The following is a 26,617-nucleotide window of genomic DNA, read 5'->3' on the forward strand; positions in this document are numbered from 1 at the left end:
AGGCCGCCAAGCTTGCTTGGTGGTCCAGGGCCATTACGTCGGCACACGTTCGACGGTGGTTGCTCAAGGGTGGAACGTTGATTATTCGGCACACTCGGCCTTCTACAGGCTGCAAGTACTGTCCTTCGGGGCGTGGAAAGCAGACCTTAGGGGCGAGGGTGTCGGGCACGCTGTTGGGTGTCTGAGGGTACGGCCGTCAAGGTCGCCTTCAGTGCCGGCCCCGGTGAAGCATCGCGTGAGTGGTGTGTGACGGGTGGTTGGTCGTTGTTTGAGAACTGCACAGTGGACGCGAGCATCTGTGGCCAAGTTTTTAAGGGCGCACGGTGGATGCCTTGGTACCAGGAACCGATGAAGGACGTGGGAGGCCACGATAGTCCCCGGGGAGCCGTCAACCAGGCTTTGATCCGGGGGTTTCCGAATGGGGAAACCCGGCAGTCGTCATGGGCTGTCACCCACATCTGAACACATAGGGTGTGTGGAGGGAACGCGGGGAAGTGAAACATCTCAGTACCCGCAGGAAGAGAAAACAACCGTGATTCCGGGAGTAGTGGCGAGCGAAACCGGATGAGGCCAAACCGTATGTGTGTGAGACCCGGCAGGGGTTGCGCATGCGGGGTTGTGGGATCTCTCTTTCACAGTCTGCCGGCTGTGAGACGAGTCAGAAACCGTTGGTGTAGGCGAAGGACATGCGAAAGGTCCGGCGTAGAGGGTAAGACCCCCGTAGTCGAAACATCAACGGCTCGTTTGAGAGACACCCAAGTAGCACGGGGCCCGAGAAATCCCGTGTGAATCTGGCGGGACCACCCGCTAAGCCTAAATATTCCCTGGTGACCGATAGCGGATAGTACCGTGAGGGAATGGTGAAAAGTACCGCGGGAGCGGAGTGAAATAGTACCTGAAACCGTGTGCCTACAAGCCGTGGGAGCGTCGCTGTATGTGCTTGCACATACAGTCGTGACTGCGTGCCTTTTGAAGAATGAGCCTGCGAGTTTGCGGTGTGTTGCGAGGTTAACCCGTGTGGGGAAGCCGTAGCGAAAGCGAGTCCGAATAGGGCGGTATAGTAGCGCGCTCAAGACCCGAAGCGGAGTGATCTAGCCATGGGCAGGTTGAAGCGGCTGTAAGAGGTCGTGGAGGACCGAACCCACCAGGGTTGAAAACCTGGGGGATGACCTGTGGTTAGGGGTGAAAGGCCAATCAAACTCCGTGATAGCTGGTTCTCCCCGAAATGCATTTAGGTGCAGCGTCGTGTGTTTCTTGCCGGAGGTAGAGCACTGGATAGGCGATGGGCCCTACCGGGTTACTGACCTTAGCCAAACTCCGAATGCCGGTAAGTGAGAGCGCGGCAGTGAGACTGTGGGGGATAAGCTCCATGGTCGAGAGGGAAACAGCCCAGAGCATCGACTAAGGCCCCTAAGCGTACGCTAAGTGGGAAAGGATGTGGAGTCGCACAGACAACCAGGAGGTTGGCTTAGAAGCAGCCACCCTTGAAAGAGTGCGTAATAGCTCACTGGTCTAGTGATTCCGCGCCGACAATGTAGCGGGGCTCAAGCGTACCGCCGAAGTCGTGTCATTCCAGCATGTACCCCCAACGGGGGCTGGGATGGGTAGGGGAGCGTCGTGTGCCGGGTGAAGCCGCGCCGGAAGGCAGTGGTGGACGGTTCACGAGTGAGAATGCAGGCATGAGTAGCGATACACACGTGAGAAACGTGTGCGCCGATTGACTAAGGGTTCCTGGGTCAAGCTGATCTGCCCAGGGTAAGTCGGGACCTAAGGCGAGGCCGACAGGCGTAGTCGATGGATAACCGGTTGATATTCCGGTACCCGCTGTGAAGCGTCAAACATCGAACCAGGCGATGCTAAGTCCGTGAAGCCGTTCCGGACCCTTCGGGGAATGGAAAGTGGTGGAGCCGACGGACCAGACCTGTAGTAGGTGAGTGATGGGGTGACGCAGGAAGGTAGTCCAGCCCGGGCGGTGGTTGTCCCGGGGTAAGGGTGTAGCCCGTTGTGTAGGTAAATCCGCACAACATTAAGGGTGAGACCTGATGCCGAGCCGATTGTGGTGAAGTGGATGATCCTATGCTGTCGAGAAAAGCCTCTAGCGAGTTTCATGGCGGCCCGTACCCTAAACCGACTCAGGTGGTCAGGTAGAGAATACCGAGGCGTTCGGGTGAACTATGGTTAAGGAACTCGGCAAAATGCCCCCGTAACTTCGGGAGAAGGGGGGCCATCACCGGTGATAGCACTTGCTGCTTGAGCTGGGGGTGGCCGCAGAGACCAGCGAGAAGCGACTGTTTACTAAAAACACAGGTCCGTGCGAAGCCGTAAGGCGATGTATACGGACTGACGCCTGCCCGGTGCTGGAACGTTAAGGGGACCGGTTAGTCAGATTTCGGTCTGGCGAAGCTGAGAACTTAAGCGCCAGTAAACGGCGGTGGTAACTATAACCATCCTAAGGTAGCGAAATTCCTTGTCGGGTAAGTTCCGACCTGCACGAATGGCGTAACGACTTCTCGACTGTCTCAACCATAGGCCCGGTGAAATTGCACTACGAGTAAAGATGCTCGTTTCGCGCAGCAGGACGGAAAGACCCCGGGACCTTTACTATAGTTTGATATTGGTGTTCGGTTCGGCTTGTGTAGGATAGCTGGGAGACTGTGAAGCTTGAGCGCCAGCTCGGGTGGAGTCGTCGTTGAAATACCAGTCTGGTCGTGCTGGATGTCTAACCTGGGTCCGTGATCCGGATCAGGGACAGTGTCTGATGGGTAGTTTAACTGGGGCGGTTGCCTCCTAAAGAGTAACGGAGGCGCCCAAAGGTTCCCTCAGCCTGGTTGGCAATCAGGTGTTGAGTGTAAGTGCACAAGGGAGCTTGACTGTGAGACCGACGGGTCGAGCAGGGACGAAAGTCGGGACTAGTGATCCGGCGGTGGCTTGTGGAAGCGCCGTCGCTCAACGGATAAAAGGTACCCCGGGGATAACAGGCTGATCTTCCCCAAGAGTCCATATCGACGGGATGGTTTGGCACCTCGATGTCGGCTCGTCGCATCCTGGGGCTGGAGTCGGTCCCAAGGGTTGGGCTGTTCGCCCATTAAAGCGGTACGCGAGCTGGGTTTAGAACGTCGTGAGACAGTTCGGTCCCTATCCGCTGTGCGCGTAGGAGTCTTGAGAAGGGCTGTCCCTAGTACGAGAGGACCGGGACGGACGAACCTCTGGTGTGCCAGTTGTCCTGCCAAGGGCATGGCTGGTTGGCTACGTTCGGGAGGGATAACCGCTGAAAGCATCTAAGCGGGAAGCCTGCTTCGAGATGAGGACTCCCACCAACTTGATTGGTTAAGGCTCCCAGTAGACGACTGGGTTGATAGGCCGGATGTGGAAGCCCTGTAAGGGGTGGAGCTGACCGGTACTAATAGGCCGAGGGCTTGTCCTCAGTTGCTCGCGTCCACTGTGTTGGTTCTGAAACCACGAACAACCGTTGTAGCCATGGTCACGGCTCCGGTTTGTCAGTTTCATAGTGTTTCGGTGGTCATAGCGTGAGGGAAACGCCCGGTTACATTCCGAACCCGGAAGCTAAGCCTTACAGCGCCGATGGTACTGCAGGGGGGACCCTGTGGGAGAGTAGGACGCCGCCGAACAAATATTACGGAAAAGCCCCCGCACTTCGGTGCGGGGGCTTTTCTGCGTTCCGGGGAGTTCCGGTGCTTTCAGAGACGCTTAGGGTCTGTAGGTATGCGCTATGACCTGGTGATCTTCGACAACGACGGCGTCCTCGTGGACAGCGAGCCCCTCTCCAACACCCTGCTGGCCGCCTATCTGACCGAACTCGGGCACCCCACCTCGTACGAGGACTCCCTGCGCGACTACATGGGGGCCGCCATGCACCGCGTACACGACCTGGTCGAGGAGCGGACCGGGGAGCGGTTGCCCGAGGACTTCGACGACGTCTTCCACGGGCGGGTGTTCGCCGCCTTCGAGCGGGAGCTGGAGCCGGTGCCGGGGGCCGTGGAAGTCGTGGAGAAGCTGGCCGCGGACGGGGTTCCGTACTGTGTGGCGTCGTCCGGGAGCCATGAGCGGATCAGGGTCGGGCACCGGAAGACCGGGCTCGACCGGTGGTTCGGCGACGAGCGCGTCTTCAGTTCCCAGGACGTCGGGCGAGGCAAGCCCGCGCCGGACCTGTTCCTGTACGCGGCCGAGCGGATGGGAGTGGCCCCTGACAAGTGCCTTGTCGTGGAGGACAGTCCGCTCGGGGTGCAGGCGGCCCGCGCGGCCGGCATGGACGTGTACGGCTTCACGGCGATGACGCCGGCCGAGCGGCTGGCGGACGCCGACCGGCTCTTCGGAGAGATGAGCGAGCTCCTGGGACTCCTCCAGAGCTGACCCACGGTCGAAGGTGAGCAGAATTCATCTTCTGGTTTCTCTACCCACGAGTAAGCCTGAGCCCTACGCTGAGCCGCCATGACAGATGTGCTGCGGCGTGGCCGGGCTTCCTTGGCGTTCAGCTTCTTCGCCCAGGGCGTCGCCTTTGCGCTCCTCGTGACGCGTATCCCGGCGATCCAGGACCGGTACGACGTGTCCGACGGGCTGCTGCCCGCTTTCCTCGCCGCCGTACCGATCCTCGCCGGTGTCGGGAGCGTCTGCACCGAGCACCTGGTGAAGCGGGTGCCGCCGAGTCACGTACTGCGGTGGTCGCAGCCGGTCGTGCTGCTCGCGCTGCTGGGGGTCGGGGCCGGCGACGGGTTGTGGCAGCTGGGGCTGGCGCTCGCCGCGTTCGGGCTCGCCGTCGGAGCCCTCGACGCGTCCATGAACATGCTCGGGGTGAGCCTCCAGCACACCTACGGGCGCAGCATCATGCTCGGATTCCACGCCGCGTACAGCCTCGGCGGGATCGTCGGCGCCTCGCTCGCCTGGGCGGGGGCGCACTGGGACCTGGCGTTGGCCGTGTCGTATCTGCCCGTCGTGCTGGTGCTGCTGCCCGCCGCGCTCGTCGGGAGCCGCTGGTACGTCGACGGGAGCGGGCCCAAGGAGGACGCCCAGGCGTCGGACGTGGCCGGTGGGGCCAGCGGGGCTGGTGGCGCGGGTGTGGGGTTCAAGCTGCTGCTGCCGCTGTGTCTGGTCATGGCCATCGCGTACATCGGCGACTCGACCGTCTCCAACTGGAGTGCCAAGTACCTGCAGGACGTGCTCGGCAGCTCGGAGCAGCTGGCGACCGTTCCGTACAACGTCTATATGGTCACCACACTGCTCGGGCGGGCCGTGGGGGACTTCGGGGTGCGGCGGTTCGGGGCCGTGGCGGTCGTGCGGGTCGGGGCGGTCGTCGCGGCGGCCGGCTTCGGGGTCGTGGCGGTGGCGCCGGGCGCCTGGGTCGGCATGCTCGGCTTCACTCTTGTCGGGTTCGGACTGTGTGTGATCGTGCCGCAGACCTTCGCGGCGGCGGGCAGGCTGTTCCCCGGGGCCGCGGACGTGGCCGTCGCGCGACTGAACATCTTCAACTATGTGGGGTTCCTGATCGGTTCGCCGCTGGTGGGCGCTCTGGGCGATGCGTGGAGCTATCGGGGCGCGATGCTCGTACCGATGGCGTTGGTGCTCGTCACACTGTTCTACGCCCAGTCGTTCGCTTCCGGACCTTCCCGATACGGTGACGGGCATGAGCGGCCGCGCACAGCTGATGTGGGACGAGGCAGTAACGGGCTATGACTTCGGTCCGGATCATCCGATGGATCCGGTCCGGCTGGCGCTGACCCGGCGCCTGGTCGACGCCTTCGGGCTCGACCGGGAGGTGGATGTCGTCGCGGCCAAGCCCGCCGGTGACTCCACCCTGCGGCTGGTGCACCGAGAGGACTACGTGGAGGCGGTCAAGGCCGCCTCCGTGGATCCCCGGTCGGCCGACGCGGCGTACGGGCTCGGGACCACGGACGATCCCGCCTTCGCGGGAATGCACGAGGTGTCCGCCCTGATCGCGGGGCAGTCGGTGGGCGCGGCCGAGGCGGTGTGGCGGGGCGACGCGCTGCACGCGGTGAACTTCGCGGGCGGGCTGCACCACGCGATGCCGGGCGGCGCGTCCGGGTTCTGCATCTACAACGATGCCGCCCTGGCCATCGCCCGGCTGCTGGAGCTGGGGGCCGAGCGGGTCGCGTACGTGGATGTGGACGTGCACCACGGTGATGGTGTGCAGGCCGCGTTCTGGGAGGACCCGCGGGTCCTGACCGTGTCGCTGCACGAGCATCCGCGCACGCTGTTCCCGCAGACCGGGTGGCCCGAGGAGACCGGGGCCGCGGGGGCGGAGGGCTCCGCCGTGAACGTGGCGCTGCCGGCGGGGACCGGGGACGCGGGGTGGCTGCGGGCCTTCCACTCCGTCGTACCGGAGCTGATCGCCGACTTCCGGCCGCAGGTGCTCGTCACTCAGCACGGGGCCGATACGCACTTCGAGGACCCGCTCGCGCATCTGGCCGTGTCGCTGGACGCGCAGCGGGCTGTGCAGGTGGCGTGCCATGAGCTGGCGCACGAGTACGCCGAGGGGCGGTGGGTCGCGCTCGGTGGGGGTGGGTATGCGGTGGTGGATGTGGTGCCGCGGTCCTGGACGCATCTCGTTGGCATCGCTGCGGGGCGGGAGGTGGTGCCGGAGTCCGTCATTCCTGAGAGTTGGCGGGCTGAGGTGTTCGCTCGTACGCGGCAGTTGGGGCCCGTGCGGATGACTGATGGGCGGTGGCCCGTGTCGTTCGTGGGGTGGGAGGCGGGGTACGACCCCGCGGATCGGTTGGATCAGGCCGTGTTGGCCGCTCGGCGGGCGGCGTTTCCCTTGCGGGGGTTGTTGGCCTAGGGCCTTTTTCGCCCCCGCCGCCCCTACCCGTTCCCGTCCACGCATGGGGCTGCGCCCCTCGCCCCCGTATCGCGCTGCGCGCTCGTCCTCAAACGCCGGACGGGCTGAGTGGATAGCCCCTCCGGCCGAACCGTTACTCCAACTGTGCGGCGCTCACGCAGTTTTGGGCGTGGAGCCGTGGAGTGTGCGGGAGCATCGGGGTGTGGTGAGTTCCGGGGCGCTGCGGGCGCATCTGCTGGCCGTGGGGCTGGCCGGGGCCGTGGCGACCTCGCGGGAAGTGAGTCTCCGGAGTTATCGGTTGTTCGCCGCTCGGGATCCGCGGGTGACGATCGGACTCGATCCTGAACGGGACTGGAAGCAGTCCGATCTGATCGCTTTGATGGCGGAGAAGTGTGGTGTATCGGCAGATTCACGGCACACCTCCGGGCCCGATGTGATCGATCCTGATCGCACGCTCGCGGCGCTCGACGCCTTCGCGGAGCGGCTCGCGGAAGCCGCGCGGAACCGTTCCCCGGTGCTGCTCGGCACCGGACACCCGCACCGCCTGCTCGGCTTCTACGCCGCTCTCGCGGACGCCCTGTCGGCGGCCGGGTGTACCGTCCTCACCCCCGCGCATGGCAGCTGTGTCGACATAACGACCCGGTTCGGTCTACGCACGCACAACCTTGACTACGTACGAGGAGTCGCGCTGGTGCGGGAACCCGGGGCGCGGGGCGCCGGTCGCGAGACCGGCGCGCACACCCACTCCCCCCTGCCGGTTCGCACCGCCCTGACGGCCGCCGCGGAGGCCGGCGGGCCGCTTCCCGAACTCGTGGTGGGGGACCACGGGTGGGTCTGCGGGGCAGGTCAGCTGGGGTTCGAGGCCATCGGCCTGGGTGACACCGATGATCCCGCGCTGTTCGTCGGCGAGGCAGAGGGGCGGGTGTCCGTCGTCGTTCCACTTGATGACGCTGTGCGGTCTGATTACTACCGACCGCTTACTCGCTATGTACTCAATCGAGCGTGTCTGTCACAGTAGGCCGCCGATGGGGGCTCCTCTTCCCCACTCGCATCACCCGCCCCTACTCTGGGGAGTGAGCACGCAACGACGAAGTGTCACCGGAAGGGGAAGCCGGCGACCGTCGAGTGCGGAAGGTTCAGGTGTGTCATGGCTGCTGGCGAGAGGCCTCTGAACGAGGTTCAGTTCCTTACCGTGGCGGAAGTCGCCTCGGTGATGCGAGTGTCGAAGATGACCGTGTACCGGTTGGTGCACAGCGGTCATCTGCCCGCGATCCGGGTGGGGAGGTCATTCCGCGTCCCGGAGCAAGCGGTTCACGAGTACCTTCGCGAGTCCTACGTGGGGGTGGAGACAGCCTGACGGCGGTCCGGGGGAGGTCCCGGGGTGCTTGATCGCGTCCCCGGGATTTCGCCCGGAACCCCTCGATTACAACCTCTGGCGCTCAGGCGGGTAGGCTGGCCCCTCATAAGTCGTGTGGGCCCATGCAGCCCAGCAACGAGTAAAGAGAAGTGAGCGAGGGTAGTCGTGGGCTCTGTTATCAAGAAGCGGCGTAAGCGGATGGCCAAGAAGAAGCACCGCAAGCTGCTCAAGCGCACTCGCGTTCAGCGACGCAACAAGAAGTAGTCGCGACCTGCGGCGGTCGCCCACCACGCGCAAGCGGGGAGTGGGCGATGCCGCGACAGTGCGCTCTGTGGCCCCCCACCGGTCGGTGGGGGGCCACAGTCGTGTCCGCCGGACAGGCCGGCAGGGGCCTTGATGTCCGGTGGTACGAACGCCGTGCGTATGTCTGAGCGTACGTTCCGTGCGGCAGATGGCTTGGTCTGATCGTATGTCCGCGGGTGCGGTCACTTCGTGCATCGGGCAGTCATCACAGCGCAACACCGACCCGCTAACGTGACCGTCACGGGGAACACGGCAGAGTACGAGCAGGTGTCGTCGACGGCTGGAAGGAAGGCGCTGATCTTGGGGAAGGTCGTGCTCGTGACCGGAGTGGCCCGTCAGCTGGGGGGCCGGTTCGTACGACGGATCCAGCGTGACCCCGAGGTGGACCGGGTGGTCGCCGTGGACGCGGTCGCACCCGAGCACCACCTGGGCGGAGCGGATTTCGTACGCGCCGACATAAGGCAGCCCACCATCGCCAGGCTGCTGGCCGAGCACTCCGTGGACACGGTGGTGCACATGGACGTGACGGGCACCCCGCTGGGCAGCGGCAGCCGGGCCACGGTCAAGGAGACCAACGTCATCGGCACCATGCAGCTGCTCGGTGCCTGCCAGAAGTCGCCGACGGTCAAGCGGCTGGTCGTGAAGTCGAGTACGAACGTCTATGGATCGGCGCCGCGCGACCCGGCCGTCTTCACCGAGACGACCCCGCCCAAGTCGCTGCCCAGCGGCGGCTTCGCGAAGGACACGGTCGAGGTCGAGGGGTACGTACGAGGGTTCGCGCGGCGGCGGCCCGACGTCGCCGTGTGCGTGCTGCGGTTCGCGAACATCCTCGGACCGGGTGCGGACACCCCGCTCGCCGCGTACTTCTCGCTGCCCGTCCTGCCGACCGTCCTCGGCTACGACCCGCGGCTGCAGTTCGTGCACGAGGACGACGTGATCGACGTACTGCGGATCGCCTCGCACGAGCCGGAGCGGGGCACGCTCAACAGCGGCACGTTCAACGTCACCGGCGACGGCGTCCTGCTGCTCTCGCAGTGCGCGCGCAGGCTGGGCCGGCCCACGGTCCCCGTGTTGATGCCCGCGATCAGCTGGGTGGGCTCGGCACTGCGTACGGTGGGCATGACGGACTTCTCGCCCGAGCAGCTGAGGCTGCTCACCCATGGCCGGGTCGTGGCGACGAACCAGCTGCGCGAGACGCTCGGATACCGGCCGAAGTTCACGACGGCCGAGACGTTCGCGGACTTCGCCCGCAGCCGGGGCCCCGGACTGCTGCCGCCCGAGGCCCTCGCGGGGGCCGTCGACCGGCTCGCCGCACTGCCCGCACTGGGCGGTGGCCACCCCCCGACGCAGAGCGCCAACTGAGCGCCAACCGAGGAGCGCATCAACGATGGCGGACGCCAAGGTCATTCCGTTCGACGACGACCGGTCCCGCGGGAGTGCCGTACAACGGCCCGCGCGGCGCCGGGGCGCGGGGAGCAGGCGCAAGGGCGAGCCCGCGGCGGTTCACGAGGTCCAGCCCCTGCCCGCACGAACGATTCCGCAGGATGATGTTCCTGTGACACGTGAGGAACCGGCTGCCGGATCGCCTGCCGGATCGGCGGCCGAGGCGGCCGCTGTGGACAAGCCGCAGGACGACGGCTGGGAGCGGCGGATCGCCGGCGGCCTGTCGTTCCTGCGACGACGCCTGACCGGTGACTACGAGGTCGACGACTTCGGTTACGACCAGGAGCTCACCGAGCAGGTCCTGATGTCGATGGTGCGGCCCCTCTACGAGAAGTACTTCCGCGTCGAGGTGAAGGGCATCGAGAACATCCCGTCCGAGGGCGGGGCGCTGATCGTCGCCAACCACTCCGGGACGCTGCCGCTGGACGGCCTGATGATGCAGGTCGCCGTCCACGACAACCATCCCGAGAACCGGCACCTGCGGCTGCTCGCGGCCGACCTGGTCTTCATGCTGCCGGTGGTCAACGAGCTGGCCCGCAAGGCCGGCCACACCCTCGCGTGCGCGGAGGACGCCGAACGGCTGCTCCAGCGCGGCGAACTGGTCGGGGTGATGCCGGAGGGCTTCAAGGGCATCGGCAAGCCGTTCAGCGAGCGCTACAAGCTGCAGCGCTTCGGCCGCGGCGGGTTCGTGTCGACGGCGCTGCGCCAGGGCACGCCGATCATTCCGTGCTCCATCGTGGGCGCGGAGGAGATCTACCCGATGATCGGCAACGCGAAGACCCTCGCGCGGCTGCTCGGGTTCCCGTACTTCCCGATCACGCCGACGTTCCCGTGGCTCGGTCCGCTGGGCGCGGTGCCGCTGCCGACCAAGTGGACGATCCAGTTCGGTGAGCCGATCCGCACGGACGGCTATCCGCCGGAGGCGGCCGAGGACCCGATGCTGATGTTCAACCTGACGGACCAGGTCAGGGAACAGATCCAGCACACGCTCTACAAGCTGCTGGTGCAGCGCCGGTCGGTGTTCTTCTGACCGCCGGCTCCCGCGACTGACGGCGAGCGCGTACGCGGACGGGGGCGCCCCTGGTGGAAAGGGGCGCCCCCGTCCGCGTACCGGCGGGATCTAGTCCGCGTCCTCGCTGTCGATGCCCAGGCCCGGGAGCAGGCCCGGGAGGAGGGGCGGCAGGGTCACATCCGGCTCGGGGGCGGGAGTGTCCTTGCCTGACGGGGAGGCGCTGGTGTCGTCCTCCGGCGGGTCGAGGAGGCCGCCGGTGTTGCCGCCGAGCAGGCCGTCGTCCTCCGTCTTGGACGTGGACGGCTTGGGCTTGCCGCTGCCCGTCCCGGAACCCGTGCCGTCGGACGAGTCGCCGCCCGAGGCGCTGGGCGGGACCGAGCGGTCCGAACCCGAGGAGCCGGGGGAGTCGGAACTCGGGCCGCGGTGGCGGCCGGTGCCCTCCGGCGCGGGCGGCTGCGGGAGCAGCCCGCGCAGCGGCTCGACCTCTTCGTCTATGGCGTCGAAGACCGAGCTGACCTGGCGGCTCACGTCGCCGAGCTGGACGGGCAGCCGGTCGCGCAGGGCGCCCCAGGCGTCGCGGTGCGACTGCGAGAAGGCGGAGAGCGCCTGGATGGGGCCCAGGGAGTCCGGATCCCGCTCGTAGGCCTCGTGCAGCAGACGGTGGCCCTCGCCGGCGTCGTGCTGCATACCGAACAGCGCGCGCCTGATCTCGCCCAGGGACTCGTGGTCCAGGGGGCCCGAGCGGCCGCGCTCCATCAGGCGGCGCGCCTCGCTCAGCCGGGTGGAGGCCTGGTCGAGATAGAGCTCGCCGCGGTCGCTGCTGCCGTCGGCCATGCCCAGCTTGAGGTCCTCCATTCCGCGCTTGAGCCCGTAGAGCGAGTCACCGGGCAGGGCGTCGGAGCTGGCAGCGGCGACCCCGCTGAAGGCTCCGGCGGCCACACCCACGGTGAGTCCGCCCGCGGCGAGCCCCTTCGACAGCCGGGAACGGGGCCGCAGTTTCCCCAGACCGGTCGCCCTGTGCGCGCCCCTGCCCCGATGGGACCGCTGCTCGGGGACCGGAAGGCCCGTCGCATCGCCTCCCGCGGCCGTGCCCTCCAGCAGCATGGCCTCCATGGCGGCCACCAGCTGGGCCCTCTGGACGACCTTGACCTCGGGGTCCATCTGGGGTTTGGGCAGCTCGCCGAGGCCGGTCGCCAGGGACAGCATCCGGCTCTGCTCGGACCGGTCCGCGACAGCCGGAGCAGGTCCTTCGGACTGCTCGGCCGCCGTATCCCTGTCGGAGTGCTCCTCCAGGGCCTGGGCGAAGGCGTTCGTCCGCCGGTGCGCCGATACGTTCGCGATCACTGGCGGCACCTCCTCTCGTCATGACGGTCGGCTCCCCAGGGGGTCCTGAGGGTCGCGCCCCCTGACCACGACAACTCGATCGAGTGATCGAAGACGGCCAGGGCGCGACCACAGGGAGCCTGTATCCCGCACAACGAGCGGCTCGGCACTTGGGTTACGGACGACGGATGATCGGACCGCGAAGTCAACAGACTTTCACGGAGGGTGAGTTGGACATCGCTGAGCGTATGGATTCATACGGGGTCGTACCGGGGTCGCGCCGGGGCCGGTCCGGCGGGCCGGCCACGTGGCGTCGAACCTGTGGGGTACGGGGTCTCAGCGGGCGTCTTCCGGGAGGAGCCGTGCCAGCGTGCGCACCGCCCGGTACTGGAGGGTCTTGATCGCGCCCTCGTTCTTGCCCATGACACGGGCGGTCTCGGCGACCGAGAGGCCTTGGAGGAACCGCAGGGTCACGCACTCCTGCTGCTGGGGGTTGAGGCGGCGAACGGCGTCCAGCAGTGCCGCGTTCGAGAGGGACTCCAGGACGGAGTCCTCGGGGGAGCGCTCGACCTCGTTGGCGTCGAGCATCTCGCCGGTGGTCACTTCGAGCCGGAAACGGCTCGACTTGAAGTGGTCCGCGACGAGGTTGCGGGCGATGGTGACCAGCCAGGCGCCGAAGTCACGGCCCTGCCAGGTGAACGTCCCGATGCGGCGCAGTGCGCGCAGGAACGTCTCGCTCGTCAGGTCTTCCGCGGTCGCCTTTCCGCCGACGCGGTAGTAGATGTAGCGATACACAGTGTCGCTGTACTGGTCGTAGAGCCGGCCGAAGGCCTCGGCCTCACCGGCCTGTGCGCGCTCCACGAGATCCATCATCCGGGCGCTGTCACTGTCTGCGGCCGGGCGGCGTGCGGGGGTGGCTGGCGCGCTCGAACGTCCTCGTCTGCCGACCGCCGCGCTTCCCTCGGCCAGTGCGTAGCACGGGCCGACGGGCGCGACGGAGACAGCGAGGGCGGGGACGGCGTACGCGGTGGGGACGAAGCCGCGCAAGCGGTCGAGGACCGTTGCGCGCAGCGTAGCCAGGCCCGAGGCGTCAACCCCGACGTGTGGGTACACGGGACTCCCAGAGGCAGAGCTTCCATCACGTGCAGTGCAGGACCGTTCACCCGTCGTAGCGAAGAGTGGGGTCCGTTATGCGTCTGAGGAGAATAACGCTTCGTACAGGCAGTGCTACACCCAGTTGCTCAAATCATCGATTACGTCGCTTCTGTAACCGAATGACGCCTGAGCAAGTGCCGGATAGTGACCGGTTGTTGATCGATCGGGTTCGCGTTCCGTCTGAGTCCAGGGCGTGTTGTGGCCGGGTGCCGTCAACGTGACAGCCGTGCCCCGGAGGGACACGGCTGCGTGGGAACGGCCGGACAGGACCTGGCGGCGGCGGGCTCTAGCGCCGGCGGCGGTGCAGGGCGATGGCGGCGGCGGTACCGCCGGCGACCGCGCCGACCCCCGCGGCGGCGGGGATGCCGACCTTCGCGGCCTTGCGGCCCGTGCGGTAGTCGCGCAGCCGCCAGTCGAGCGTGCGGGCGTGCTTGCGGAGCTTGGCGTCCGGGTTGATCGCGTAGGGGTGCCCGACCAGCGACAGCATCGGGATGTCGTTGTGGGAGTCGCTGTACGCGGCGCAGCGGCCGAGGTCCAGGCCCTCCGCCGTGGCCAGGGCGCGGACCGCCTCCGCCTTCGCGGGGCCGTGCAGGGGTTCGCCGACGAGCTTGCCGGTGTATACGCCGTCCACCGATTCGGCGACCGTGCCGAGGGCGCCGGTCAGGCCGAGGCGGCGGGCGATCACCGTGGCGATCTCGACGGGGGCCGCCGTGACGAGCCACACCTTCTGGCCCGCGTCCAGGTGGGCCTGGGCCAGTGCCCGGGTGCCGGGCCAGATGCGCTCGGCCATGTACTCGTCGTAGATCTCCTCGCCGATCGACATGAGTTCGGCGACGCGGTGGCCCTTGACGATGGACAGGGCGGAGTCGCGGGCGTCCTGCATGTGCTCGGGGTCCTCGACGCCTGCCAGCCGGAACCAGGCCTGCTGCCAGGCGAACCGGTAGAGGTCGCGGGACTCGAAGAACTTGCGCTTGTACAGGCCGCGGCCGAAGTGGAAGATCGCGGCGCCCTGCATGACGGTGTTGTCCAGGTCGAAGAACGCGGCGGCCTGGTCGTCGCCGTGGACCGGGAAGTCCGGTTCGGCGGTTCCTGGGGCGGCTGCGAGTTCCTCCAACTCCTGGGAGGTCTTGCGCGCTGCCTCAGCCGAGGCCTCGCCTGCCAGCACGCTTCGCGCTGTCGCGGAGCGCCTACGGGGGGTGAGCCATCCGAGAGCGGCCATGGCGTGAGCATAGCCAGTTTGTTCGGTGCGGCTGGAGTCGGGAGGTTTGGATGCGGTGAACTCTTCGCGGCGTTGTTGTTGCGGGGCTTGGCCTTGGGGGCCGCGCTTGTTGCTTCGCCGGGGGGTGTTCGTCGGGTGCGGGTCGGTGGGGGCTTGTCGCGCAGTTCCCCGCGCCCCTGGGAGTCCGCGGTCGCCGTGGGCCTGAAGGTGTGCGGCCCGACTGGTGTGGACGTGCGCAGTTCCCCGCGCCCCTAAAAGACTGCGCAGTTCCCCGCGCCCCTTCCGGGGGCGCGGGCAACCCCCGCTCACCCGCAGCCGACGCACAGTCTTTCGCGCGGGAGAATGAGGGGATGAGGTCTATTTTTGGGCGTGGGCGGGCGGAGCGGGTCGTCACCTTGATCGGGAAGCCCGGCTGTCATTTGTGTGAAGACGCACAGGGTGTTGTGGAGAAGGTCTGCGGTGAGCTCGGCGTGCGCTGGGAGAAGAAGGACATCACCGAGGACGCCGAACTGCACCGGGAGTACTGGGAGCAGATCCCGGTGGTGCTGGTGGACGGGGCGCAGCACACGTTCTGGCGGGTGGACGAGGGACGGCTGCGGCGGGCGCTCAAGGCGTAGCCGTGGCCGGTGGGGCGCAGGAGTAATCGGACCGTGGCCTGACTGAGCAGTCCGGTGGGGCCGGAATGTCACTTAGGATCGAGGGCGATTCGGACTCGGGGGCGGGGATCGTAGAGGAGAGTGTGCGGTTTTGCCCCCAAGATGTGAGGAACGAAGGTGCCTGTGCGCCGGTTCCGTACGGGTGCGCCGGGGGTGCGTGACCCCGGTCACGTTGGCCGGGCAAATCGGACACCATCTTTGTGCACGCGTTCACAAAGACATAGCCTGCATTCGACGGGGCGGTCTAGGTACGTGTGACCGCCTGAAGCCCCGCGCTACCCGCAGGAGCACCGTGGCAACTGGCCGAACTCACCGAACGGCGACCCGCAGCCGAGGGATTCCCGAGGCCACCGTCGCCAGGCTTCCCCTGTATCTCCGAGCCCTCACCGCTCTGTCGGAGCGCTCGGTACCCACGGTCTCCTCCGAGGAACTCGCGGCCGCGGCGGGGGTCAACTCCGCCAAGCTGCGCAAGGATTTCTCGTACCTCGGGTCGTACGGGACGCGCGGTGTCGGCTACGACGTCGAATACCTCGTCTACCAGATCTCCCGCGAGCTGGGCCTGACCCAGGACTGGCCGGTAGTGATCGTCGGGATAGGAAATCTCGGCGCCGCCCTGGCCAACTACGGCGGGTTCGCCTCACGCGGGTTCCGCGTCGCGGCGCTGATCGACGCCGATCCCGCGATGGCCGGGAAGCCCGTCGCCGGGATCCCCGTGCAGCACACCGACGAGCTGGAAAAGATCATCGACGACAACGGTGTGTCGATCGGTGTCATCGCGACCCCCGCCGGGGCCGCACAGCAGGTCTGCGAGCGGCTCGTCGCCGCCGGTGTGACCTCCATCCTGAACTTCGCGCCGACCGTGCTGTCCGTGCCGGACGGCGTCGACGTACGCAAGGTCGACCTCTCCATCGAGCTGCAGATCCTCGCCTTCCACGAGCAGCGCAAGGCCGGCGAGGAGGCCGAGGCCCAGGCCGACGCCGTGCTCGCCGCCGAGGCCGCGGCGGCCAAGGAGGCCGGGAAAGGGCCCGACGGGGACGTCCCCGCCGTGATGCCGGCATGAGTCTCCTCGTCGTCGGGCTGAGTCACCGCAGCGCTCCGGTCAGCGTCCTGGAGCGCGCCGCGCTGTCCGCGGACGCCCAGATCAAGCTGCTCCAGGACACGGTCGCCGCCGAACCGGCCACCGAGGCCGCGGTGCTCGCCACCTGCAACCGGATCGAGCTCTACGCCGACGTGGACAAGTTCCACGCCGGTGTCGCCGAGCTCTCCACGCTGCTCGCGCAGCACAGCGGGGTCGGACTGGAAGAGCTCACCCCTTATCTGTACGTGCACTACGAGGACCGGGCCGTCCACCATCTCTTCTCGGTGGCGTGCGGACTCGACTCGATGGTGGTCGGCGAGGGCCAGATCCTCGGCCAGATCAAGGACGCGCTGGCCACCGCGCAGGAGCTGCACTCGGCCGGCCGGCTGCTGAACGACCTGTTCCAGCAGGCGCTGCGGGTCGGCAAGCGCGCTCACTCCGAGACCGGCATCGACCGGGCCGGGCAGTCCCTGGTGACCTTCGGCCTGGAGCAGTTCGCCGAGGGTACGACGGTCGACGCTTGGGCCCGCGACAAGCGGGTCCTCGTGATCGGCGCCGGCTCGATGTCCTCGCTGGCCGCCGCCACCCTGGCCCGCGCCGGCGTGGCCGAAGTGGTCGTCGCCAACCGGACGTTCGACCGGGCCGAGCGGCTCGCCACCCTGCTCGTGGAGCAGTACGCGCGCGGTGCGGTACGGGAGGGCGGCACCGACGTGGTGGCCCGTGCCGTGCCGATCGACGCCGTCGCGGATGAACTGACACGTGCCGACGTCGTCGTGTCGTGCACCGGCGCGACCGGTCTCGTCCTCACCGCCGAGGTCGTCACGACCGCGATGGCGGGGCGTGCGGTGCGGGTGCCCGCTCCGGCCTCGGCCCCGGCCCCGGGTTCCGGTGCGCGCGGCGCCTCCGCCGTACGGGGTGAACTGCCGCCCACCAGCGTCGGCACCGAGGAGAACTGTCCCCTCGACCCCGCCGCCGCGCAGAGCGCACAGAGCGTGCAGGGCACCGCCGGGTTCTCCGTGCTCGGCGAGGCCGCCGTGGCCGGGATGGGCGCGGCCGAACTGGAACAGCACGCCGCCTGGGTCGACAAGGGCGCGTCGGCGGCGGCCGCCGAGGGCCAGCCCGGCTCCGTCGCACTGCTCGACCCGGCCGCCGAGGCCGAGGCCATCACCGCCCTCGCCGCCGCCGCGGCCCTCCTCGGACGGGTGCCCGAGCGGCGCCGGCCCGAGCCCGTCGCCGAGGTGCCCCGGCCCACCCCCGTGCTCTCGCTGCTCGACCTCGCCATGCCCCGTGACATCGACGCGGCCGCGCACCGGCTGCCCGGGGTGCGACTGGTGGACATCGAGTCCCTCGCCGAGGCGTCCGCCGACGCGCCCATGGCCGCCGACGTGGACCAGGTGCGACGGATCGTCTCCGACGAGGTCGCCGCCTTCGGCGCCGCGCTGCGCGCCGCACACATCACCCCGACCGTCGTGGCGCTGCGCACGATGGCCGCCGACGTCGTCGCGGGCGAGATCGCCCGGCTCGACGGACGGCTGCCCGGCCTCGACGACAAGCAGCGCAGCGAGATCACCCAGACCGTGCGACGCGTCGTGGACAAACTGCTCCACGCGCCGACCGTACGGGTCAAGCAACTGGCCGCCGAGCCCGGCGGTGCCGGGTACGCGGACGCGCTGCGGACCCTGTTCGACCTGGACCAGGAGACGGTCGCGGCCGTTTCGCGGGCCGAGGGGCGGGACGCCGACACCGGGACCGGTACCGATACCGGCAGCGGTGCGGGTGAGGGGCGTCCCGGCGACCGTGGGTTCGGCGACAGCGGGCGCGTCGTCGGCAGGAATTTCGACAGCGACAACTTCGAGAGCGCCGAAAACCGAGGGCGAGCATGACTGAGCAGGCACTGAGGCTCGGGACCAGGCGGAGCAGACTCGCCATGGCCCAGTCCGGGCAGGTGGCGGACGCCGTGAGCCAGGTGACCGGACGGCCCGTCGAGCTCGTGGAGATCACGACCTACGGGGACACGTCCCGTGAGCACCTCGCGCAGATCGGCGGCACGGGCGTCTTCGTGACCGCCCTGCGCGACGCGCTGCTGCGCGGGGAGGTCGACTTCGCCGTGCACTCCCTCAAGGACCTGCCGACCGGGCAGCCCGACGAGCTCGCGCTGGCCGCCGTACCCGTCCGCGCGGACGTCCGTGACGTGCTGATCGCACGCGACGGTCTGACGTTCGCCGAGCTTCCGGCCGGGGCGCGGATCGGCACCGGTTCGCCGCGCCGGATGGCCCAGCTGAACGCGTACGCGCGTGACCTCGGGCTGACGATCGAGACCGTTCCGATCCGCGGGAACATCGACACGCGGATCGGGTTCGTGCGGGACGGCGAGCTGGACGGTGTCGTGCTCGCCGCCGCCGGGCTGGAACGCGTCGGACGGACCGCCGAAGTGACCGACTTCCTGCCGGTCGACATCATTTTGCCCGCCCCCGGCCAGGGGGCCCTCGCGATCGAGTGCGCCGCGGACAACGCGGACCTCGTCGCTGCGCTCGCCGAGCTCGACGACCCGTACACCCGGGCCGCCGTGACCGCCGAGCGGTCCCTGCTCGCCGCCCTGGAGGCCGGTTGCAGCGCACCTGTGGGTGCCTTCGCCGACCTTCTGGCCGACGGGCAGATTGTCAAGGAATTGCGCCTGCGCGGCGTCGTCGGCACGACCGACGGCTCGACGCTGGTGCAGTTGTCCACCACCGGTCCCGTGCCCGAGACACATGACCAAGCAATGGCGCTCGGCCGTGAACTCGCTGCCGAGATGCTTGCCAAGGGCGCGGCCGGTCTGATGGGGGAGCGAGTACATTGAGCCCCACCACCCTTCCCATCGGCCTCGAACACGGGCACGTCACCTTCCTCGGTGCCGGACCCGGTGATCCGGGACTGCTGACTCTGCGCGCCGTCGAGGCGCTGGGGAACGCTGATGTCCTGGTCGCCGAACCCGAAGTGCTCGACGTCGTCCGCACGCACGCCAGACGAAACGTCACCGTGCTCGACACCGATACGGGCGCGAGCCCGGACACGCCTCAGCTGAAGGTAGTTGACGGCACGTCAGCCACCTCTGGCGTCCCCGCGTCGAAGGACGCGGCCAATATTGTCATGGAGGCCGCGAGGGGCGGCAGGCGGGTCGTCCGTGCGGTCTCGGGCGACCCCGGGCTCGACGCGTACGCGGCCGGCGAGATGCTCGCCTGCGCCGCCGCGGGTGTGCCTTTCGAGGTCGTGCCCGGTGTCGCCGCCGCCGTGGGTGTGCCCGCGTACGCGGGTGTGCCGTTGCGGGACGCCGAGGGTGCGGACGTGCGGTTCGTCGACGCCCGTACCGCGTCCGCGCGGTGCTGGGCCGAGGTCGGGGCGTCCGACGGGACCGTCGTCGTCTCTGCCGCGCTCGATTCTGTGGCTGCGGCCGCGGGGGAGCTCGTGGCGGCGGGCCGTAAGCCCGACACCCCCATGACCGTCACCGTCGCCGGTACCACCACGCGGCAGCGGACCTGGTGCGCCACGCTCGGCACCATCGCGCAGACGCTGAAGCAGGCCAAGGTGCTGCCCTCGCCCGAGGGCGGGCGGCCGGTGATAGCCGTGGTCGGTGAGCGTTCCTCCGCCGCTCAGCGTGAGCAGCTCTCGTGGTTCGAGTCCAAGCCGCTGTTCGGCTGGAAGGTGCTCGTGCCGCGTACGAAGGAGCAGGCGGCGTCGCTCTCCGACCAGCTGCGGTCGTACGGGGCCGTGCCGCACGAGGTGCCCACGATCGCCGTGGAGCCGCCGCGGACGCCGCAGCAGATGGAGCGGGCGGTCAAGGGGCTCGTCACCGGGCGGTACGAGTGGATCGCCTTCACGTCGGTGAACGCGGTCAAGGCCGTGCGGGAGAAGTTCGAGGAGTACGGGCTCGACGCGCGTGCTTTCGCCGGGATCAAGGTCGCTGCCGTGGGGGAGCAGACCGCGAAGGCTCTGATCGCTTTCGGGGTCAAGCCTGATCTGGTGCCCAGTGGGGAGCAGTCCGCTGCGGGGTTGCTGGAGGATTGGCCGCCTTACGATCCCGTTTTCGATCCGATCGATCGGGTGTTTCTGCCTCGGGCCGATATCGCGACCGAGACGTTGGTCGCCGGGTTGATCGAGCTCGGGTGGGAGGTTGATGACGTCACGGCTTATCGGACCGTGCGTGCTTCGCCGCCGCCTGCGGATACTCGTGAGGCGATCAAGGGCGGTGGGTTCGATGCCGTTCTCTTCACGTCGTCCAGCACTGTGCGGAACCTGGTCGGTATTGCCGGGAAGCCTCACAACGTGACCGTTATCGCGTGTATTGGGCCCGCTACGGCGAAAACCGCTGAAGAGCATGGGCTGCGTGTCGACGTCATGTCGCCCGAGCCGTCCGTGCACCGGCTTGCCGAGGCGTTGGCGGAGTTCGGGCTTCGGCGGCGGGCTTCCGCTCTTGAGGCCGGGGATCCTGTCACCCGGCCCAGCGAGCGACGGCCCGGGTCTCGGCGGCGGCGTACCACCACGTAGTTCGTTTGCGGGTGGGCTGTTGGGTGATCCTTTGCGGGCGGACCGTTGTGTGGTCCGTGGGTCGGGGCCGTGCCGGTACGTCGAGTCCGTCGCCTTCCGGGTGTACTGCCGTACGCCTGGAAGTGTGGGGTTTTTTGCAGGAGCCCTATGCGACGGACTTCGACGTACCGGCACGGCCCGCTTCCGTTGCGTTGCGGGGTGCCGCGCTCCGACTGGGCGTCGGCAAAGGCAGCTGTGGGGCGGGCGTAGCGTGGTCTCATGACGACGTACGGATCCTTTCCCGGCAGCCGGCCGCGGCGGCTGCGGACCAGTCCTGTGATGCGGCGCATGGTTGCCGAGACCCGGCTGCATCCCGCTGACTTCATCCTTCCCGCGTTTGTGCGTGAAGGTATTTCCGAGCCTGTTCCCATTGCCGCGATGCCCGGCGTCGTGCAGCACACCCGGGACACTCTGAAGAAGGCCGCCGCCGAGGCCGTGGCCGCGGGGATCTCCGGGATCATGCTGTTCGGTGTGCCGGAGGAGTCGAAGAAGGATGCCCTCGGCACCGCTGGGACCGATCCCGACGGGATTCTGCAGGTCGCCCTTCGGGACGTGCGCAGTGAGGTCGGGGACGAGTTGCTGGTGATGTCCGATCTCTGTCTCGACGAGACCACTGATCACGGGCATTGTGGGGTGCTGGACGCCGAAGGGCGCGTCGACAATGACGCGACCCTGGAGCGTTATGCCGAGATGGCTCAGGTGCAGGCCGATGCCGGGGCCCATGTCGTGGGGCCCAGCGGGATGATGGACGGGCAGATCGGGGTCGTCCGTGACGCTCTCGATCAGATCGGGCGCGAGGACGTGGCGGTGCTCGCCTATACCGTCAAGTACGCGTCCGCTTTCTTCGGGCCGTTCCGCGAGGCTGTCGGGTCCTCCTTGAAGGGAGACCGGAAGACCTATCAGCAGGACCCCGCCAATGCGCGGGAGTCGTTGCGGGAATTGGCGCTCGATCTTGAAGAGGGCGCCGACATGGTGATGGTGAAGCCCGCCGGGCCCTATTTGGACATCCTCGCGCGTGTTGCGGACACGGTGGATGTGCCCGTCGTCGCTTACCAGATCTCCGGGGAGTATTCGATGATCGAGGCCGCCGCTGAAAAGGGGTGGATCGATCGGGATGCGGCGATCCTGGAGGCGTTGACCGGGATTCGCCGGGCCGGGGCCCGGAACATTCTCACGTACTGGGCGACCGAGGTGGCGCAGAAGCTGCGTTGAGGCGCCAGGACGGCTGCTGGGTCCCGTCGGCCGCCGAGCCCTCGTCGCGTATGCCCTCCCCGTTGTCGCACGCGGTCAGGGTCAGGGCGGCCACCGCGAGCGCGGCGGCGAGCAGACGTGCGCGGACGGTGCGTGCGGACATCCGGTGAACTCCTCGTTGCGGTACGGGTGATGGCACGGGCCGCCCGGCCGGGTGCCTCGGGCGGCGTGCTTGGATGGCCCCAGCTTGTGCGGAGATACGTCCCGGCCGCGACAGCTGCGAGAACTTTGGGACGCCGGAACGGCCGCAGCAGCTCTGACGTGGGGAAACGACCTGCCCCTGGAATGCGGATCCGGGACGTGGAGAGAGGTGCGGACGGTGGCGGGGGACGAGTTCACGGAGCTGCTGGGGCGGCTGAAGGAGCGGTCCGGGCTCAGTTACGGGGTCCTGGGGAAGCGGCTGCACACGAGCGCGTCCACCCTGCACCGGTACGTCAACGGGGATGCCGTGCCGACGGACTACGCGCCCGTGGAGCGGTTCGCGCGGGTCTGCCGGGCGACCCCCGAGGAACTGGTCGAGCTGCATCGGCGGTGGGTTCTCGCGGATGCGCGGCGGAAGCAGAAGTCGACTGGCGGAGCTGCGGGAGAGGAGGAGGGGGAGGGGGAGGGGAGCGAGGTTCCGGGTGGGGAGGGGGCCGCGGTGGCCGTTGCCTCCGAGGGGGAAGCCGGCGATCTTCTGGTCTCTCCGCAGGTCGCTCCTTCGGGCTCGCGGCGGCGTGCCGTCGTGGTTGTCGGAGCCGCCGTGGTCGCCGCCGTCGTGTCCGTGGTGCTCGTCGCGCAGTTCGTGGGGAGCGGTGGCGGGGAGGGGCGTGAGCGGGGTGTCGGAGCCGCCTCGTCCGCCGACGATCGGCCGGAGGTCTCCGAGTCCGGCGGGGTGAAGGGTGAGTCCGCCTCTCCGTCCGCCTCGCGTTCGGGAAGTCCCTCTGCGTCCGTCGGACCCTCCGTCTCGCCGAGTGGCGGAGCGGCGGGGGGCGCCGGAGGGGCCGGGGGCGCGGAGGGTGCCACCGCGCCCATCGTCGCCGTCAACCCGTACAAGTGGGACAGCCCGTGCAGTCAGCACTACCTCTTCGACCGGGAGCCGGAGAAGGTGCCCCCGCCGCCGAGCGAGCCCGACGCGCGTGGGTGGGTCAACGCGCTCGGTGGGGTCGCCGCCGGGCAGCAGATGATCGCGCTGACCGTGCAGGGCACCGGGAAGGCCACCGTCGTCCTGGACGATCTGCATGTGCGGGTGGTGGACAAGAGCGCGCCGCTCGCCTGGAACGACTTCGCGATGGGTGTCGGGTGCGGTGGCGGTGTGGAGACCACGTCGTTCGGTGTGAACCTCGACGCCGGGCGGCCCGACACCTCGCCGAAGGCCGGGCAGCGCGACTTCCCGTACAAGGTGAGCGAGTCCGACCCCGAGGTGTTCTACGTCTTCGCGGACGCCCGGACGTACAACGTGAGCTGGTACCTGGAGCTGGAGTGGTCCAGCGGGGGGAAGAAGGGGACCGTGCGCGTCGACGACGACGGCAGTCCCTTTCGGACCAGTGGGAACGTGGGGCGGCCCGCCTACGACTATCCGCTCGGTGACTCCGCCTGGGGGCGCAACGAGTACGAGCCCGATGTGCCCGGCTGAGGCACTATCAAGTCACCGCGGGAGTTAGGTTGTTGACCGTTGACTGACGCGACTCCCCAGGGAGAGGCCCTATGCCCGGTGATGCTCTCAGCCAGGACCCCGCCGAGCTGAGAAGGAGGATCGACACCACCAAGGCGCACCCGGCCCGTGTCTACGACGTCTTCCTCGGGGGCAAGGACAACTACCCGGTGGACCGGGCCGCGGCCGCCGCCGCGCTCGCCGCCAATCCGCGCGGCTACCTCGACGTCCGGCACAACCGCGACTTCCTGCGCCGGGCCGTGAACACGCTGACCGGCGAAGAGGGCATCCGGCAGTACCTGGACATCGGCACCGGGCTGCCGACCCAGGAGAACGTGCACCAGATCGCCCAGCGGCTCGCCCCGGACTCGCGTGTCGTGTACGTCGACAACGACCCCGTCGTCCTCGCGCATGCGCGCGCCCTGCTCACCAGCGGGCCCGAGGGGCTCACCGACTACATCGACGCCGATCTGCAGAACCCGGCCCAGATCCTCGACGCCGCCGCCAAGACCCTGGACTTCGACCAGCCGATCGCGCTGGCGCTCGTGGCGATCCTGCACTTCGTCGAGGACGAGCGGGCCTACCCGATCGTCCGCGAACTGATCGAGGCCCTGCCTTCGGGAAGCCGGCTCGTGCTCAGCCATCTCACCGAGGACCTCAACGCCGAGAACGTCCGCGCGGTCCAGCGGACGTACACCGAGCGGGGCTTCACCTTCGTGCTGCGTACGAAGGCGGAGGTCGAGCGGTTCCTCACCGACAACGGGCTGGAGGTCGACGAGCCCGGTGTCGTACCCGCCCACCACTGGCGGCCCGACAACGCGGCGCCCGTGCCCGAGCAGCCCGAGCAGCACTACCTCGACGGCCTCGACGACATCGAGAAGGTCCGCTACCGCGACATCAACGATGTGACGGACGCGGACATCAACGTGTACGCGGTCACCGGTCGCAAGCCCTGAGCGGGCGCCGGGTCAGTCCCACCAGAAGGTCCACGAGCGTGCGCCGAGCACCTCGCGCTCGGCGTACGCCCGCAGCGAGGCATGGCCGCTCTGCGTGATGTTGTCCGGGCAGAACGCGTAGTGCTCGGCGGCTATCGCCTCCGCCTCGGACAGGGTCCCGGGCGGGGCCGCGACGGAGACGATCAGCTGGTCGAAGGTGAGGGCCACGACCCGGACGCCGAAGCGGTCCTCCCAGGACCGCAGGACCGCGCACAGCTCCGCCACGTCGTCGGTGAGATTGACCGGACCGCACCAGCCGATGGCGGCCGGGACGTCCGCGCTGCGGCGGGCCGGGACCAGCGCGAGGCGCGGCTCCTTCAGCAGGCTCGCGCCGCCGACGAGCGCGTCCGTCACCTCGGCGGCCCACACGTCCGGATCGACGTCCGGTACGCCCGCCGGGGCGAGGCCGGGCCAGTCGGCGTCCAGCGCCTCGGCCGCGGTCCCCTCCCAGAGCTCCGCGAGGACCTCCTCGGCGTCGTGGTCGCCCGGATAGGACGCGAGGTCCGGGTCCAGCTCCCACTTGTCCGGGTGCGGTTCGCTGCCCGTCCGCCCGCCGACCAGGACCGGGCACAGGCCCGCCGTGCGGCGCGCGGACGCCAGCCGCAGCCAGTCGCCCGGCGCCGCCGGGGCGTCGGCGCGCCACAGCAGCGGTTCGTCCCAGGGGCCCTCGACCGTCGTGTCGAGCAGGGCGCCGGGCGGGAGGTCGAGACCGAGCGAGCGGCCGGCCGGGTCGGCCGCGAGCGTCGGCAGCTGGTTCGGAAGAGTCGCCATGCCCGTGACTTTAGAGCCCGCCACTGACAACGGCCCCGGGGGGCGCAACAGCCCCAGGGGGTGCGACGGTTCCGGCCGCCATGGCCCCGCGTGCCGACCGCCCGTGGCGGTCCGTCAGTCGGTGCCGAACCAGGTCCGCGCGAGCGAGTCCAGCGTCGGCTCGGGCGGTTTCGGCAGCATGCGCAGATACGAGGCCAGGTTGCTGTAGACGTGCAGCAGCGTGTACGCCATGACCGTGTGCGGGTCGAACGGCGGGCGCCCGTAGGCCTCGTAGAACCGCTTCAGGAGCCGGGGCTGTCCGCAGGTGAGGAACAGGCCGACGCTCACGAGGTCGTAGGCGGGGTGGCCGATCAGCACCGGCTCGAAGTCGAAGAGGCCGGTCAGCCGCCAGCCGTCCGGGTCCACCGTCAGATGCTCACGCATGAACTCGGTGTGCAGCAGCACCCGTCGTGACGGGGCGGGCAGCGGGACCGAGTTCAGGAACCACGGGATCTGTTCGAGCCAGACCTCCGGCAGTCCGGTCTCGCGCTGCTGCTCCACCGCGTTCGCGCGCTGCGCGTCGACGAACAGGCCCCAGTCGGCCGGGCCGACGAGACCCGAGAGCGGCCCCGCGGACAGCGCGTGCAGCGCCGCGAGCGTCTCACCGGCCTCCGTGACGATACGGTCCTGGTCCGCCGCCGGGATCCGCGGCCACACGTTCGCGAGGCCCTCGCCGGGGAGCCGGGACATCAGGACGAAGGACCAGCCGTTCTTGTACGCGCCGGCCGAGTGCAACTGCGGTGTCGGGACCGGCAGTCTGCCGTACACATGGCTGAGCATCCGCTCCTCGCGCCGGGCGTCGAGCTTCTCGAAGGCGGGGAACAGCTTCAGTACGTGCGCGGCGCCGATGGAGTACACCGGGAGCGAGCCCTCGATGTAGCGGACCATCTGCTTGGGGACCAGGCCGAGGCGCTCGCACAGGTCCGCCACGGCCGGCCGCAGCAGGGCCTCGTCGCGGACGACCGCGTCCAGCTCATCGCCGGTCTCAACGAGTGGCAGCATGACTGG

General features: G+C 68.6%; 22 protein-coding genes and 2 rRNA genes. 18 read left to right on the plus strand and 6 right to left on the minus strand.

What is annotated here, in order from left to right; genetic code table 11:
* Positions 1-300 precede the first annotated feature (300 nt).
* The 10 genes from J8N05_RS08670 (at position 301) to J8N05_RS08715 (ending at position 10,944) form a co-directional block, all read left to right on the plus strand.
* Positions 301-3,424: ribosomal RNA gene (locus J8N05_RS08670) — 23S ribosomal RNA — on the plus strand.
* An 88-nt stretch (positions 3,425-3,512) separates the two neighbouring features.
* Positions 3,513-3,629: ribosomal RNA gene (rrf, locus tag J8N05_RS08675) — 5S ribosomal RNA — on the plus strand.
* Positions 3,630-3,723: 94 nt separating this feature from the next.
* Positions 3,724-4,371: an HAD family hydrolase gene (locus J8N05_RS08680; RefSeq protein ID WP_210881850.1), complete on the plus strand. Its 648-nt coding sequence runs from the start codon at positions 3,724-3,726 to the stop codon at positions 4,369-4,371.
* 78 nt (positions 4,372-4,449) lie between these two features.
* Entirely contained in the window at positions 4,450-5,688 is a 1,239-nt protein-coding gene (locus J8N05_RS08685; protein WP_210881851.1) for an MFS transporter, read from the plus strand.
* Positions 5,639-6,811, plus strand: coding sequence for an acetoin utilization protein AcuC (locus J8N05_RS08690; protein WP_210881852.1), 1,173 nt, complete (start codon positions 5,639-5,641; stop codon positions 6,809-6,811). Before J8N05_RS08685 ends, J8N05_RS08690 begins: the two co-directional genes overlap by 50 nt.
* Positions 6,812-7,013: 202 nt before the next feature.
* The gene (locus J8N05_RS08695; protein ID WP_210881853.1) at positions 7,014-7,829 is read left to right on the plus strand and encodes a phosphatase; all 816 of its coding nucleotides are present in this window, start codon (positions 7,014-7,016) and stop codon (positions 7,827-7,829) included.
* 129 nt (positions 7,830-7,958) lie between these two features.
* Positions 7,959-8,168 carry a helix-turn-helix domain-containing protein gene (locus J8N05_RS08700; protein ID WP_093781815.1) on the plus strand — a complete coding sequence of 70 codons (210 nt, stop codon included), beginning with the start codon at positions 7,959-7,961 and terminating at the stop codon, positions 8,166-8,168.
* Between the two features lie 165 nt (positions 8,169-8,333).
* Positions 8,334-8,432, plus strand: coding sequence for a 30S ribosomal protein bS22 (locus J8N05_RS08705; RefSeq protein WP_003948845.1), 99 nt, complete (start codon positions 8,334-8,336; stop codon positions 8,430-8,432).
* 339 nt (positions 8,433-8,771) lie between these two features.
* Positions 8,772-9,833 carry an NAD-dependent epimerase/dehydratase family protein gene (locus J8N05_RS08710; RefSeq protein ID WP_210881854.1) on the plus strand — a complete coding sequence of 354 codons (1,062 nt, stop codon included), beginning with the start codon at positions 8,772-8,774 and terminating at the stop codon, positions 9,831-9,833.
* A 25-nt stretch (positions 9,834-9,858) separates the two neighbouring features.
* Positions 9,859-10,944 carry a lysophospholipid acyltransferase family protein gene (locus J8N05_RS08715; protein ID WP_210881855.1) on the plus strand — a complete coding sequence of 362 codons (1,086 nt, stop codon included), beginning with the start codon at positions 9,859-9,861 and terminating at the stop codon, positions 10,942-10,944.
* A 90-nt stretch (positions 10,945-11,034) separates the two neighbouring features.
* Here the strand turns inward: J8N05_RS08715 and J8N05_RS08720 are convergent, their stop codons facing one another.
* From J8N05_RS08720 to J8N05_RS08730, 3 genes are all read right to left on the minus strand, one after another.
* The gene (locus J8N05_RS08720) at positions 11,035-12,270 is read right to left on the minus strand and encodes a DUF5667 domain-containing protein (RefSeq protein WP_210881856.1); all 1,236 of its coding nucleotides are present in this window, start codon (positions 12,268-12,270) and stop codon (positions 11,035-11,037) included.
* A gap of 315 nt (positions 12,271-12,585) precedes the next feature.
* Complete coding sequence (locus tag J8N05_RS08725; protein ID WP_107020822.1) at positions 12,586-13,362, minus strand: ECF subfamily RNA polymerase sigma factor, BldN family; 777 nt, start codon at positions 13,360-13,362, stop codon at positions 12,586-12,588.
* Between the two features lie 328 nt (positions 13,363-13,690).
* A complete protein-coding gene (locus J8N05_RS08730) occupies positions 13,691-14,623 on the minus strand; it encodes an HAD family hydrolase (RefSeq protein ID WP_210881857.1) in 933 nt (310 codons plus the stop codon).
* Positions 14,624-14,973: 350 nt separating this feature from the next.
* Between J8N05_RS08730 and J8N05_RS08735 the strand changes: the two genes are divergently transcribed.
* The 6 genes from J8N05_RS08735 (at position 14,974) to hemB (ending at position 22,132) form a co-directional block, all read left to right on the plus strand.
* Positions 14,974-15,240: a glutaredoxin family protein gene (locus J8N05_RS08735; protein WP_210881858.1), complete on the plus strand. Its 267-nt coding sequence runs from the start codon at positions 14,974-14,976 to the stop codon at positions 15,238-15,240.
* Positions 15,241-15,571: 331 nt separating this feature from the next.
* On the plus strand, positions 15,572-16,339 hold the full coding sequence (locus J8N05_RS08740; RefSeq protein ID WP_210881859.1) for a redox-sensing transcriptional repressor Rex: 768 nt from the start codon (positions 15,572-15,574) through the stop codon (positions 16,337-16,339).
* Positions 16,336-18,240, plus strand: coding sequence for a glutamyl-tRNA reductase (locus J8N05_RS08745; RefSeq protein ID WP_210881860.1), 1,905 nt, complete (start codon positions 16,336-16,338; stop codon positions 18,238-18,240). The genes J8N05_RS08740 and J8N05_RS08745 overlap by 4 nt, the downstream gene beginning before the upstream one ends.
* The gene (gene hemC / locus J8N05_RS08750; RefSeq protein ID WP_210881861.1) at positions 18,237-19,196 is read left to right on the plus strand and encodes a hydroxymethylbilane synthase; all 960 of its coding nucleotides are present in this window, start codon (positions 18,237-18,239) and stop codon (positions 19,194-19,196) included. Before J8N05_RS08745 ends, hemC begins: the two co-directional genes overlap by 4 nt.
* Positions 19,193-20,881, plus strand: coding sequence for a bifunctional uroporphyrinogen-III C-methyltransferase/uroporphyrinogen-III synthase (locus J8N05_RS08755; protein WP_210881862.1), 1,689 nt, complete (start codon positions 19,193-19,195; stop codon positions 20,879-20,881). Before hemC ends, J8N05_RS08755 begins: the two co-directional genes overlap by 4 nt.
* A 258-nt stretch (positions 20,882-21,139) precedes the next feature.
* On the plus strand, positions 21,140-22,132 hold the full coding sequence (hemB, locus tag J8N05_RS08760) for a porphobilinogen synthase (protein WP_210881863.1): 993 nt from the start codon (positions 21,140-21,142) through the stop codon (positions 22,130-22,132).
* Here the strand turns inward: hemB and J8N05_RS08765 are convergent.
* Complete coding sequence (locus J8N05_RS08765; protein WP_210890602.1) at positions 22,092-22,274, minus strand: hypothetical protein; 183 nt, start codon at positions 22,272-22,274, stop codon at positions 22,092-22,094. The two genes, hemB and J8N05_RS08765, sit on opposite strands and share 41 nt — an antisense overlap.
* Before the next feature lie 216 nt (positions 22,275-22,490).
* On the opposite strand from J8N05_RS08765, the gene J8N05_RS08770 reads away from it, so the two are divergent.
* Together J8N05_RS08770 and J8N05_RS08775 are read left to right on the plus strand one after the other, a co-directional pair.
* Positions 22,491-23,786 (plus strand): helix-turn-helix domain-containing protein, encoded by a 1,296-nt coding sequence (locus J8N05_RS08770; RefSeq protein WP_210881864.1) that lies wholly within the window; start codon positions 22,491-22,493, stop codon positions 23,784-23,786.
* A gap of 71 nt (positions 23,787-23,857) precedes the next feature.
* A complete protein-coding gene (locus J8N05_RS08775; protein WP_210881865.1) occupies positions 23,858-24,760 on the plus strand; it encodes an SAM-dependent methyltransferase in 903 nt (300 codons plus the stop codon).
* A gap of 12 nt (positions 24,761-24,772) precedes the next feature.
* Here the strand turns inward: J8N05_RS08775 and J8N05_RS08780 are convergent, their stop codons facing one another.
* Together J8N05_RS08780 and J8N05_RS08785 are read right to left on the minus strand one after the other, a co-directional pair.
* A complete protein-coding gene (locus J8N05_RS08780; protein WP_210881866.1) occupies positions 24,773-25,570 on the minus strand; it encodes a DUF4253 domain-containing protein in 798 nt (265 codons plus the stop codon).
* A gap of 114 nt (positions 25,571-25,684) precedes the next feature.
* The gene (locus J8N05_RS08785; RefSeq protein ID WP_210881867.1) at positions 25,685-26,611 is read right to left on the minus strand and encodes a phosphotransferase family protein; all 927 of its coding nucleotides are present in this window, start codon (positions 26,609-26,611) and stop codon (positions 25,685-25,687) included.
* Positions 26,612-26,617 lie beyond the last annotated feature (6 nt).

The organism is Streptomyces liliiviolaceus, from assembly GCF_018070025.1.
GTDB lineage: Bacteria > Actinomycetota > Actinomycetes > Streptomycetales > Streptomycetaceae > Streptomyces > Streptomyces liliiviolaceus.

Bases quoted from the DNA above. Each gene is read 5' to 3' on its own strand.
- J8N05_RS08680 (WP_210881850.1), top strand. From the start codon at position 3,724: ATGCGCTATGACCTGGTGATCTTCGACAACGACGGCGTCCTCGTGGAC.
- J8N05_RS08685 (WP_210881851.1), top strand. From the start codon at position 4,450: ATGACAGATGTGCTGCGGCGTGGCCGGGCTTCCTTGGCGTTCAGCTTC.
- J8N05_RS08690 (WP_210881852.1), top strand. From the start codon at position 5,639: ATGAGCGGCCGCGCACAGCTGATGTGGGACGAGGCAGTAACGGGCTAT.
- J8N05_RS08700 (WP_093781815.1), top strand. From the start codon at position 7,959: ATGGCTGCTGGCGAGAGGCCTCTGAACGAGGTTCAGTTCCTTACCGTG.
- J8N05_RS08715 (WP_210881855.1), top strand. From the start codon at position 9,859: ATGGCGGACGCCAAGGTCATTCCGTTCGACGACGACCGGTCCCGCGGG.
- J8N05_RS08730 (WP_210881857.1), bottom strand. From the start codon at position 14,623: ATGGCCGCTCTCGGATGGCTCACCCCCCGTAGGCGCTCCGCGACAGCG.
- J8N05_RS08735 (WP_210881858.1), top strand. From the start codon at position 14,974: ATGAGGTCTATTTTTGGGCGTGGGCGGGCGGAGCGGGTCGTCACCTTG.
- J8N05_RS08745 (WP_210881860.1), top strand. From the start codon at position 16,336: ATGAGTCTCCTCGTCGTCGGGCTGAGTCACCGCAGCGCTCCGGTCAGC.
- hemC (WP_210881861.1), top strand. From the start codon at position 18,237: ATGACTGAGCAGGCACTGAGGCTCGGGACCAGGCGGAGCAGACTCGCC.
- hemB (WP_210881863.1), top strand. From the start codon at position 21,140: ATGACGACGTACGGATCCTTTCCCGGCAGCCGGCCGCGGCGGCTGCGG.
- J8N05_RS08765 (WP_210890602.1), bottom strand. From the start codon at position 22,274: ATGTCCGCACGCACCGTCCGCGCACGTCTGCTCGCCGCCGCGCTCGCG.
- J8N05_RS08775 (WP_210881865.1), top strand. From the start codon at position 23,858: ATGCCCGGTGATGCTCTCAGCCAGGACCCCGCCGAGCTGAGAAGGAGG.
- J8N05_RS08780 (WP_210881866.1), bottom strand. From the start codon at position 25,570: ATGGCGACTCTTCCGAACCAGCTGCCGACGCTCGCGGCCGACCCGGCC.
- J8N05_RS08785 (WP_210881867.1), bottom strand. From the start codon at position 26,611: ATGCTGCCACTCGTTGAGACCGGCGATGAGCTGGACGCGGTCGTCCGC.